The sequence below is a fragment of the Shewanella yunxiaonensis genome, assembly GCF_018223345.1.
Taxonomy (GTDB): domain Bacteria; phylum Pseudomonadota; class Gammaproteobacteria; order Enterobacterales; family Shewanellaceae; genus Shewanella; species Shewanella yunxiaonensis.
Genome location: NZ_CP073587.1, coordinates 1,223,490 through 1,235,117, shown reverse-complemented (window position 1 = coordinate 1,235,117; position 11,628 = coordinate 1,223,490). Strand labels below are relative to the sequence as shown.

Here is an 11,628-nt window from a genome sequence, read left to right as displayed (position 1 = left end):
GAAAAATTGCTAACTTTTGTTACTACCTATAATCCAGATAAGGCCAAGACCCACGGTGAAATTTGAGTTTGTTTGTAACAGCGGACTGTCAGTTGCACTTGAGCCAGAGAAGTTATCATATCGCGCAAATGCCGCTAGCATCATGTGGTCAAATTTAACCACTATACCTGACGAAAATTCGGTCACGGCATAGCCCGCATGGCTACGGTATGCAGGTCTGCCACTAGTCGCGTACTGATCAGAAACGCCATAAAAATAATCCAGATACTCAGCGTTCGCCCAGTTAAACGTGAGGCGATTGCTCCAAAAGAGCGTTTTGTCATTCCAGGTTGAGATAACTTGCTCTGACTCCAACCCGAAGCCTGCACGATAACCTATCTGGTCCAGATAACTAAAATCCGTAGCAAAGGCCTTTCTACCAAAGAGTTGGGCCCGGAGATATCCTTTGCGTTTTTCAGGCTCAGTAATATAAAACAACAACCGTGGTCCTGCTTCTAGCGTCCATCCCAGATCAGGCATGCCTGTGCGTACTGAAGACTTATCGCTGTTAACCGGAATAGCACCTGAGAATGAGGCTTCCAATTTCCAACGGTTGGATTGAAATAAGTTGCCTACCAACCCTTCTCGGTCAACCTTGATGTGGTCATCTTTATAATAAAAATATGGCAAAGGTAAGACATACGAATCCTGATCTTTAGACCCCGGATAAGCGGGCAAACTAACAGCAACGACTCCAGCGCCATATTCAAATACTGTTTCAGCACGCACAGATGCGCTAAAGCTGATAAGCCCCATTAACACGATTGCAATTTTTCGCATAATTACTGCATTTTCCCCTGTCGATAGAATATCCACGCAATTTTTTACTATATTGTATTCTTTAAAAAAAATAACACGCCAACCCTAGTACAATCGTCGACCAAGCTAGTTTTATCGAATAATTCCGAGAGCAAACAGTATTTAGGGCAAAGATAGGTAACAGAGGAGTTTCCCCACGCGAAAAATGACTGCATTTAACCTCAGGCTATGCAAGTTTTCGGATTAATTACTGCCATAGTTCTGTAAATGTTGAGCTTCGCTATGTAACAACTCAGCTTGTGCACGTTTTAAATTTTTTTGCGCTTTTTCAAAATAGCTAGGAGATGCATCTATTGCTTGCTTGAATATGCTAATTGCCTTGTCATATTGTCCCTCCAGCATGAGAAAATAGCCAAGATCATTTAATGCGTCAGCTTTACTCATGGTTTGTTCAAACATCGACAACGCCAAATCATCTTGGTGTTTTCTGATATATATCAGCCCAAGATTAGACCACGCGCGGGCGAAACTAGCATCATCTTGAATTGCTCGTTTTAAGTAGCTCTCAGCCTGTTGCAAATCGCCACTAAGGTAGTAGGAATACCCTAAGTTAGTCGCAAGAGCTGCTGAATGTGGCTGATAATCGAGCGCCAGATGGAAATAGTCTCTGGCCAACTGGTGGCGATCTTGTAAGTCATTCAATACACCTAATGCATTGTAAACCCGCAGTGGCGATTGTTGATCCAGTGGAAAGTTGGCCGGTTGGGATATCGTGCTGCCTTTGTTTTCTTTTAATCGGCGCTGATCTAATTCGATAGCTTTTTCCAAATGAATACGCGCTTGGGCATATTCATGTTGATCCATTTCAATAATTCCTAGCTCTGCATGAGCCAATATAAAATCTGGATCTAACTGTAATGCCTCATTAAAAGCGCGAAGGGCAATATCTTCATTACCTCGCAATGTATGAATTTTAGCAATCTTGTAGAAAGTTTTTGCATTGGTCGGATTGAAATCCAGCGCCTGAATATATAAATAGAGCGCTTTATCCAAACGCCCTGTTTGTTCCTCCTTCAGGGCTTTATCTAATGCTTCCTGTTCACTTTGAGGAGGTGCTTTCGGTCGCGCGACCAGCCGCGTTTGATCGTCGAAAAGATCTTGTCTTTGAGGTTCCTGTTTAACTGCCTGGGGTGCCGAATGGCTGGCACAGCCCGTAAGATACCCGCCAGCTATTATCAACATTCCCAAAAGAAGTGGTGTGCTAAAATTGCGAGCGTTTAGTTTCAACAATGACCCCATAGTTTCGCTCCATGCAAATGAAAGGCATCAGCCATTTAACAGTGCTTAAAATGCTTGTCCCCACACTTTCATAACTTTGAGTACTGCGGGCCCTACAGCCACAATGAAGAATGATGGCCAAATACAGAACATCATTGGGAAAATCATCTTAACTGCCAGCTTGGCCGCTTTTTCCTCAGCTTCCTGAAGCCGTTTATTCCGGTATTCATCGGAAAATACCCTCAAGGTTTCAGCAATTCCAGTCCCTAACCGGATGCTTTGTGAAATGGCTGAATTAAGCCCCTTAATATCTTCCAGACCAGTACGTTCAGTAAATTCTTGTAACGCCACCTTGATCGTCAACCCCGCACGAGCTTTAGAGCAAACCAGTTCTAATTCACTGGCCAGTGCGGGGTGACTAAACGCCAACTCCTTGGCAACGCGGCTTAATGCTGCGAGTAACCCTAAGCCGGCCTCACAGCAGACAACCAACAAGTCCAACGCATCAGGAAAACCTGTTCGCAATAGCCGCATTCGTCGAGTGGCCATGGATTGCAAAACTAACGACGGTGATAAAAAAACAATGCCAACAATCAAACACACAATATAAATACTGGCAAGTGCCGATAAATCCGAAAATATGTTGAGGACAAGAATCGAAATGCCGGCCCCCAGTAACAGTAATAACAGGCGAATAGCACTAAACACCGCTAACGCACTTTCAGAATGTAACCCCGCATGGATCAATAAACGCCGGGTTTCATCATTCGAAAGGTTTAGAAATGGCTGTTTACCTAACTTACTTATCCCATGTTCCAAGGTACTTGTCATATTGTTAGAGGCCTTGGGACTGACAGCTTCATGTTGACTCAGCCCCTGCATTTTTCGCCTGACAGGCGAATAGACTCCGGAGATCAACAAGGATACTGAAATGGCTAATGTCACCCCGGCAATCGCTGCCACAGAGTAGATGGCCCACTTTACATGCAGGGGGTCATCAAAAATAGTACTGAATAGTCCGATTAAGTATTCCATATTACATGTCTATCCTAATCAGTTTACGTATCCACAATCCACCGACGACCATGCCGATGGCGCCCCAAATCAGTAATCGTCTCCCATCTTCAGTACCGGTTAATTCAGCAACATAACCCGGCGTTTGGATATAGATAACCGCAAATAAAACGAAGGGGAGCAAAATCAAAATCCAGGCAGATAAACGACCCTCTGCCGACAATGTTTTAACACGACGTCTAAAGGTAAAACGTTGACGTATTACCGTTGAAAGATTCTCAATGTTCTCAGCAAGATTACCGCCCGTTTCTTTTTGCACCATGACAGCGCTAGCAAATGCCATCGCAGAAACACTTGGAACTCGCTCGATAAACCCCAATAGTGCACGTTTAGTATCTTTGCTGTAATTGATATTGGCGAACATCAGGCTAAATTCTTTTGCCAGAGGTCCCTGCATTTCTTCTGTGACTAATTTGATTGCATCCGAAAATGAATATCCGGCCTGCAATGCCCGGCGTATTACATCCAATGCATCGGGGAAACTGCTTTCTATCGCATCCATTCGCTTTGTGATATCACGATTAAGCTTGAAGTAAAACAGCATGATAGTGACTATACCAACGAAGCCACCGGCCAATGGTTCACGTAGGTAAAACCAACTGCCGATCCCAAGCACTAAAGCACTGCCGACTGCCATCAATAGAAACTGATGACCCAATAATTTGTAATCAGCCAGTTCCAACCGGTCGCTCAAATTCTCAATAAACTCAATGCGCTCTAATGCTCGGCCTATAACCCCTACTTTGCTCAGACGGTTTCTACGTAATAGCGACGTTTCAAAATTCTTGTCACCTGCCTCCTCTGATAACTTTTTAAGACGTTTACGCACTAACGACGTATTTGCCCGCTGAGGGCTGTATACCGGTAAAAATAGCGCCTGTGAGAGAAATATCACCGCAATAAATATCAACCCCAGGAAAATAACTTCATTAGAAAACATAGGCAAAATCTCCTAATAATTCGCGAAGTTGTCATCACAGTTAAACAGCTGATAAGGTAAATCGATACCTTGTTGCTTCAATTTGCTATGGAAGCCCGGGATAACTCCCGTGGCTTCAAATGCCCCGATGATCTTGCCGTCAGCATCAATGCCTTTACGCACAAAATGGAACAATTCCGACATAGTGATAACCTCACCTTCCATGCCGTTGATCTCCTGGATACTGGTGACTCGCCGGCGACCATCTTCCTGTCTTTCAAGTTGCACAACGAGGTCTATTGCTGACGCAATCTGAGTCCGGATATTACTGACAGGCATATCAAAACCCGCCATACACACCATGTATTCAAGGCGTCCCAAGGCATCTCTCGGACTATTAGCATGTAACGTAGTTAAGGAGCCTTCATGCCCGGTGTTCATCGCCGTCAGCATATCCAGAGCTTCGCCGCCACGCACCTCACCAACGACGATCCTGTCCGGCCGCATACGTAAGCAGTTTTTAACCAGATCCCGCTGAGTCACCTCACCGCGGCCTTCGATGTTTTGTGGACGAGTTTCCAACCGCACAGTATGAGGCTGCTGCAACTGCAGTTCTGCAGAATCTTCGATGGTGACGATACGTTCATCGGCAGGAATATAACCTGATAGCATATTAAGCAGGGTTGTTTTGCCACTTCCTGTCCCACCGGAAACCAAAATGTTGAGCTTACCTTTGACGGATCCCTTAAGCAGTTCGACCATATCTTCTGTAATTGAGCCGTACTGAATAAGCTCACTCGCAGTCAGTTTATCAACCGAGAAGCGACGAATTGACAGTGCTGGACCGTCCAGCGCCAATGGCGGAATAATGGCGTTAACCCTGGAGCCATCATCAAGTCTGGCATCTACCATAGGTGATGACTCGTCAATGCGGCGACCAACATTAGACACAATACGATCGATGATATTCAGCAGATGGGAATTGCTGTGAAACTTGATGTCGACGGCTTCTAGTTTTCCGTAACGTTCTACATAAACTCGATCAAATGAGTTAACCAAAATATCTGAAATCGTAGGGTCCGCAAGTAAGGTCTCCAAAGGTCCTAACCCAAGGACTTCATCAATAATTAACTTAACGAGACGCTGACGGGATGCCAAATTGATCGGCATATGCATGTCACCCATCAGTCGCTCACAAATCTCGCGGATCTGCTTTCGGGCATCGTCTTTGGAGATGGTTTCGATTAACGACAGATCCATAACACTCAGCAATTTATTGTAAAGCTGGATCTTTAGTTCCTGTTCTTCAACACTGAGGGGTTGATATGGTTGAGTCGATATCTTGCTTTCCATCCGTGATCCCCCTTATCTCTTATTTCCCAAATAGACGTGACAAAAAACCTGATTTGTTTTTTTCCTGGCTATCATGGATCGGAAGAAAATGCGTTGTAAGCGCTGTTAGATCTTTGAACATCTGTTGTCTTTTTGCCACTTGAGTGATGGGTAATCCCAGGTCAACACATTCACTTGCCAGCTTGAAATCGTTCGAGACCACAAATACTGAATCAACGCCTACTACATTCTTGATATCAGAGAGCTTGATAGCCGAGTTAGCTTTATCATATCGGTTGACCAGCAGATGAATGCGATCTTTGCTGATACCCATTTTATTGACGAGCTGATGCACCAGCGCCTGAGTTTCGCGAATGAACGCCAAATTCTGTTGTGTGACAACCAGGAGATCAGCATTACGCAGAAGTTCAGCGTTCCAGGCTTCCAGTCCGCGCGAAAAATCGATAATGACTTGAGAATAATGTTGGCGACATTTCCATATCAAATCATAGATTTTATTAAGTTTAATTTCCTCACGGGCATTCATTAATGAGAACGGTGCTGCCGCCAATAAATGCAGACTATTCCATGAAGTCATAGCACTCTTAAGCGCGATCTCATCCATGTCATCTAATGACTGTAAGGCTTCTGCAATGAAATAGTTCGGTTCGAGACCCAATATGTGGGCTAACGAGCCATATTGCAGATCAGTGTCCAGCAATGCTAAATCGCTGTGTTCCATCTTGGCTGCAATCACCGCCATACATGCAGCAATAAAACTGGCACCGGCGCCCCCTTTGCCATTAACCACTGCCAGTACCGGCGACAACTTCGCAGTCTCGCTTAACTGCAGCGATATTTTTTGTAGCGCCTGAAATAATTCAACATCGTCGGCACCCAGCGGGATAAAATCACTTACCCCATATTGAAAAGCCAGACGAAGGACAGTTTGTGGCGAATCCTGCCCGAGAATAACAATATCAACACCATAACTTGCTGCGCATTGCAGCGCTGCTTCAGCTTGAACAGTATTATCCGGCAACACTAACAAGATGAGATTGAAATGCCGACCAGTGTCACTAGTGGTTTTCCTACGGGTAATATCAGCAGTCTTTTCCCATGTAAGATTGATGCAACTGTCCAAGTTCTTTTCCAAATGTGGTAAGAATTTTTTTTGGCTGTCCAATAGCAATGCAGTAATTGGGAAGGACATAGTTATCGTTGCCTTATCATTAGGAACCGCCGATTCACTGACGTCTGAAACCAATAATTCCAACGGCTTATCCATGATTTCTCCCTTACATAAAACGCCTTATGTTTACTATAGTCGTGATCCGTAAGGTTCACTGTTATTTATTGGCATGTTGTGGTTCCTCCAGGAAAGACACCCAGACTCTCGCGTGGCAACGTGGTGGTAAATACTGGAGAATTAAGTGTGCGGTACAAACCTGGAACGAGAAACTCGTGCTGATAATTACGAATTTGCGCCTGAACAAAAGAAATATCGGCGCCATTAGCCTGAGTTGCCGCGGTACCGTCATATTTTAGGTAACGAATAAGCACATTACTGGCGTTGAGATTGGGAATTAACTTAGCGCCATTGAACAGCGCCAAATTGCTAATATCAGTCGCAGGACTACATACCACGGCGAGACGGGCAGTTCGGCGTGAAGCTTCTTGCAATACGCTGTAGGTGTAGAACAAACGCCCGATTTCTATTGCGCTAAACAACAGCACAAAAAAAACACCTGCGACAATAGCGAATTCCACCACATAAATTCCGGATTGCTTTTTCATAATGCAGTCACCGCGTAACTGGCGTTGAGATTAAAACTCAGATCAATACTCTCGCCGAATCCGAATACCGGCAGTGTCTCAGAGAACAACGGTTGCCAATCATAGTTCGCACTTACCATGACCTGTCTGCTCCCCGAAGGTGCATTGGCAATATTGACGTTAGCGATTGATAAACCATAAAGCAGTGGCGTTCCGCTGCCAGTAATGTTGCCGTATACCAACAGATTTTTAGTTTGAGTGATGCAATTGCCACAATTAGCGTCAGACAGCGGACTGGGTAATGTTGTTGTCACCCTTTTATCCACGTTATTAGCGAGGTATCGGCCAGCATCCCTGACCAGCTTGGTTAGGGTATTGTATTGATATAACGCACGGCCTAGCTCAGCAGTGGCGAATATCACCAACAAAAAAAACGGTAATAAAATGGTCAGTTCTACTGCGGCAACACCTTTTTGACTTGATATATGCATGTAGACCCCCTATGAATCCGGACTGTCAGGATCTCGATATAAAACAATCGTCGAGGTATTGCTGACAAAATTAGGATCCAGAGAAGCATTGCCAGCCCCGGCGCACTCTTCAACAAATTCACCGATAACATAGGCTTCATTACCTTTTTGCTCCACATCCTGCGTTAAGAAAAAACATCCTGTGGTCAAGGTCGTAATATCATTACGCCCGTTACTTAATCCGTCACACTTACCAATGACTACTGGCAGATTACGTCTGCCTGCCGCTGCAGGAGGTGTTTCATCAATGCAGTTGCCAATATCTTCATTAGCGAGGTACTGTGCATGCGAATAATAGGCCTGTCCTGCCGGCATCGGAATGATGTTGCCATCGCTATCAACATCCACGCGATCTCCCTGACAAACATTAAAATCCCGGGGATGATCAGTGGCATTCAGCCCCCCGCCTTGCCACTCACCAAATCGCGTGTTAAGTCCCTGTACTACCGGTCCAACTTTGTCACCTGGTTCCGTTGGCACAGTGTCGCCAGCTTCAATACAAGTATCAGGAGAAAATTCGCCCGCCAAGGCCTTACGGATCTCGTCGCCACCGGTACCGGACAGCGCAAGCAACTGAAAATTGCCCGGGCCTAGCGCACTGTTCTGATCGGCGCTGGACTTCATCGCATATAGTGTTTCCGTCTTAATACCATAGGGTCCATCAGGGTCATCTGGATCATCATTCACCGCACACACTAATAATGGCACTATGCGATTATTACACACGATATCTGTACTACGACCTGCCACCGCAGATGCACGAACACGTTTATTAAAGTTCATTACCTGCGCCAGATAATTACCTAATGACACCTGTTCAACCCTCACCCGCACATATTCGGAACCTTCGGCTAGCGTGGGGACGAAGGGATCTGGAAGGGCTGAAAACTCAACAACCACATTGGCTGTCACCTGGGTGCTGGTATACATAGGAGAATCTAACGAAATATTAGAGCGAAGCGCATGATTTTCACCATAAGCAAGGTTTTGAGACAGGATCAAAACCGCCGCCTGACGAGCATCAGCCAGGGTACTCCCGCCCTGCAACGATTTGGCAGCACTTAATGCTGCTGCATCCACGGCATTTTGCAGTCGCCCTTTGCTAAGCAACATATCGCTACCGTCTAGTGCCAGCGCCACTACAGCAATAATGGCAAACAAGCCGATGGTAAACATCACAGCAATTGCTCCGCGCTGGCGCGACTTACGTGATACCAATACCTTTTGCATGATGGGCTCCAACCGAACTCATATCATTTCGAATTCGAAATGATTGAGGTGTCCATCTGTTGACCGCTAGTCGGTGCTACGCTGCTTTCTCGATAAGTCACCATCACCTTACGGCCATAGTTACCCTCGAGACTGAGGATCATGCCGTCATTGCGTTCGGCCGCGCTCGGATCGAGCACTTGCACCTGCTTGATACGGTTGTAGCTATCGACCATTGAAAAATCGTACAAACTAGTACAAGCCGACAACAATGCCAGTGGCATTAGAACAATGAAGTAGCAGGTAACTTTCAGACTTCTATATAAAAATTTCATATAGCTAGCTCCGTTCTAAAGTGAATGACCGTACTTCTGTTGGGTACCACTGTCTTCCAAATTGGCATTAGCTTTCGCTGGGACATAAGGCGTCTCACTACGTTGCTGCGGATGCTCTTTTCTAGACATCTTACCTAAGAGATAAAACTCCACATCTGATGGCGTAACAAAACCATCAGTGGGTAAGGAAATATCTTTCTTATTGAAGGGTCTAACTAACCTAGGGGTTACCAGAATGACCAGTTCACTTTGACCACTGGTAAAGCTCTTACTCGAAAATAGTTGCCCCAAGATTGGGATATCGCCTAACCCGGGGAATTTATCGACGTTTTCCTGTAAGTTATCGCTGATCAATCCACTAATCGCTATTGTCTGCCCATCAGCTAATTCAACAGTCGTGGAGGTATGGCGTTTTACCAGCGCTGGAACCACCATCACTGTTGAGGTTGTACTGGAAGATAGCGTTACCGAATTAGCAGTGCTGATATCGCTCACAACAACATTTAAACTCAGGTTGATCTTGCCCGAATCCAACACCGTTGGCACAAACTTCACTCCGACCCCATAATCCCGATATTGGATTGTGGTATCCCCATTTCTTCCCGGTACCGGAATAGGGAATTCGCCACCGGACAAAAATTCGGCTGCTTGTCCGCTCATCGCCGTCACATTCGGCTCGGCGAGTACTTTTGCCAGTCCATTCTGTTTAGCCACATCGAGCGCATAGTTAACCAGAAGCTCCTTATTGATAAATTGGGCAAAGAGCCCCTTACTTACGCCACCGGTGTAATCTTCCAGAAGTCCGGTTCCTCCACTGAGAATACCGCCAGACAGTTTGGCATCTGAGTTATAAAACAGGAACTTGGAGTCAAGCTGACGAGCAACTTCCCGTTGAACTTCAGCAACCACGACCTCCAACATCACTTGATGGCCACCACCAACACTCATCATGTTCAGCACCTGCCCCTTAGACTTGTCGATGGATGCCGCATCCACATACGCTTGGGCTAATTCCACTGCAGTATTCATTTTCTGCAGATTCGATGCTTGTCCACTCAGTACTAACTGCCCCTGAGAAGTCTGCACTCCGAGCGTCTCATCCGGTAAAAAATCATGTAATCGTTGTTTTAACCCATTGAGATCATGGGTAACTTCTATGTCCATCACCTTGACTAGGACATCGTCTTTATTCCAGATCATTACGTTGGTACTGCCTAAGTGCTTGCCCAACATATAGAGTTCGCTGTTGGGCAATAATTTGATATCTGCAATATCAGGGTTCCCCACCGAAACACGATTCACATCTTTAGATAGTTTGATGACCCGCGATTTAAAGATGGGGATCAGCTTGGTATCATTTTGGGCTCCTATCGGACCACCAGCTAACGCGGAATTACTGATAAACAGTATGGGAAATAACACCAGCAGACAGCATCCCATTTTAAACAGAGGTCGAGTTATGCTCAGCATGGGGCACTCCTTTGTAACTTCTTGTTATAAAATGTAAATTAATAAATTTTTATAAAAATCACCTAAAATCAGTGCGAGCTTTTATCAATTCTGAACCTTCACTTCCTGCTCGCTGATGCCTTTTAATATAAAAACTTTTCCATTACGTTTAGGCGTGGGAACGTAAACCACTCGATCCACCGGCATAGGTGCGGGCTTAGACTCGGCGCTAACTTCAGCAGTCGGTGCTTTGTTAATATCAGCAATTTCCACCTGAGCCTCATCGTTTGGATTCCTCAATGCCAACTGTAATGAACCACGCCCCTCGGCAATCATTAACACTTCTGCCTGCTCCAGGCTCAGTTCCAGAGTCACCGCCCGTACCAGCACAGGTTTGTTCTCATCGTTGGATGAACGTTGATCGATAGCCAGAATTTTTACATTAGCAAGCACAACATCGGTTTTCAGACTGCCCTGCTTATAAAGATTGATGACATCTACCCGATTGCCGGGTAACAAGAACCCAGCGACACCAACGACATCATTGACACGAATAGTGACTGCCCGCATTTGCGGTGTGATCAGACTGGATAAAGTACTTCCCTCACCTTTTTTGGTCAGACGTTCCGCTCTGAGCACTTCGCCTTGATAAAGTTTCTGGTTAACGACCATGCCTTCAGCATCTTCCAATTTAAGAATCGAACCTTTGGGGATCATCGACTCGGGAACGGAAGTTAGCATCATGTGTTTTCGCTCAAGAATAGTTCCCATCGGTACCTGTGTTGCCATGGTAACAACGGTATGAGTCTCTGCGGCGGTATTCTGTTTTGTATTGGAGTTCAACCAGGTGTTTGCCAGGTAAACGGCAAAGACACCAAAGACCAGAGATAAGACAACAAACAGTATAGTTTTATTGTTCATAGTGAGC

12 protein-coding genes are annotated in these 11,628 nt (G+C 45.4%); all 12 read right to left on the bottom strand.

From position 1 onward, the window contains the following. Positions 1–9: 9 nt before the first annotated feature. Positions 10–819 carry a MipA/OmpV family protein gene (locus tag KDN34_RS05805; protein ID WP_212595960.1) on the bottom strand — a complete coding sequence of 270 codons (810 nt, stop codon included), beginning with the start codon at positions 817–819 and terminating at the stop codon, positions 10–12. Between the two features lie 222 nt (positions 820–1,041). Beyond that, entirely contained in the window at positions 1,042–2,097 is a 1,056-nt protein-coding gene (locus KDN34_RS05800) for a tetratricopeptide repeat protein (protein ID WP_228730435.1), read from the bottom strand. Positions 2,098–2,142: 45 nt separating this feature from the next. After that, entirely contained in the window at positions 2,143–3,111 is a 969-nt protein-coding gene (locus tag KDN34_RS05795; protein WP_212595959.1) for a type II secretion system F family protein, read from the bottom strand. 1 nt (position 3,112) lies between these two features. Further along, complete coding sequence (locus tag KDN34_RS05790) at positions 3,113–4,090, bottom strand: type II secretion system F family protein (RefSeq protein WP_212595958.1); 978 nt, start codon at positions 4,088–4,090, stop codon at positions 3,113–3,115. A 12-nt stretch (positions 4,091–4,102) separates the two neighbouring features. Continuing rightward, complete coding sequence (locus tag KDN34_RS05785) at positions 4,103–5,422, bottom strand: CpaF family protein (protein ID WP_212595957.1); 1,320 nt, start codon at positions 5,420–5,422, stop codon at positions 4,103–4,105. Positions 5,423–5,441: 19 nt separating this feature from the next. Beyond that, positions 5,442–6,689 (bottom strand): AAA family ATPase, encoded by a 1,248-nt coding sequence (locus KDN34_RS05780; protein WP_212595956.1) that lies wholly within the window; start codon positions 6,687–6,689, stop codon positions 5,442–5,444. Between the two features lie 65 nt (positions 6,690–6,754). After that, a complete protein-coding gene (locus KDN34_RS05775) occupies positions 6,755–7,198 on the bottom strand; it encodes a TadE/TadG family type IV pilus assembly protein (RefSeq protein ID WP_212595955.1) in 444 nt (147 codons plus the stop codon). After that, positions 7,195–7,668 carry a TadE/TadG family type IV pilus assembly protein gene (locus tag KDN34_RS05770; protein WP_212595954.1) on the bottom strand — a complete coding sequence of 158 codons (474 nt, stop codon included), beginning with the start codon at positions 7,666–7,668 and terminating at the stop codon, positions 7,195–7,197. The genes KDN34_RS05775 and KDN34_RS05770 overlap by 4 nt, the downstream gene beginning before the upstream one ends. 9 nt (positions 7,669–7,677) lie before the next feature. Next, positions 7,678–8,937 (bottom strand): pilus assembly protein TadG-related protein, encoded by a 1,260-nt coding sequence (locus KDN34_RS05765; protein WP_212595953.1) that lies wholly within the window; start codon positions 8,935–8,937, stop codon positions 7,678–7,680. A gap of 23 nt (positions 8,938–8,960) precedes the next feature. Further along, positions 8,961–9,251, bottom strand: a complete 291-nt coding sequence (locus KDN34_RS05760) for a hypothetical protein (RefSeq protein ID WP_228730434.1) — start codon at positions 9,249–9,251, stop codon at positions 8,961–8,963. 15 nt (positions 9,252–9,266) lie between these two features. Further along, on the bottom strand, positions 9,267–10,721 hold the full coding sequence (locus tag KDN34_RS05755) for a type II and III secretion system protein family protein (RefSeq protein WP_212595952.1): 1,455 nt from the start codon (positions 10,719–10,721) through the stop codon (positions 9,267–9,269). Positions 10,722–10,805: 84 nt separating this feature from the next. Further along, entirely contained in the window at positions 10,806–11,621 is an 816-nt protein-coding gene (gene cpaB, locus KDN34_RS05750; RefSeq protein ID WP_212595951.1) for a Flp pilus assembly protein CpaB, read from the bottom strand. Between the last annotated feature and the right edge of the window lie 7 nt (positions 11,622–11,628).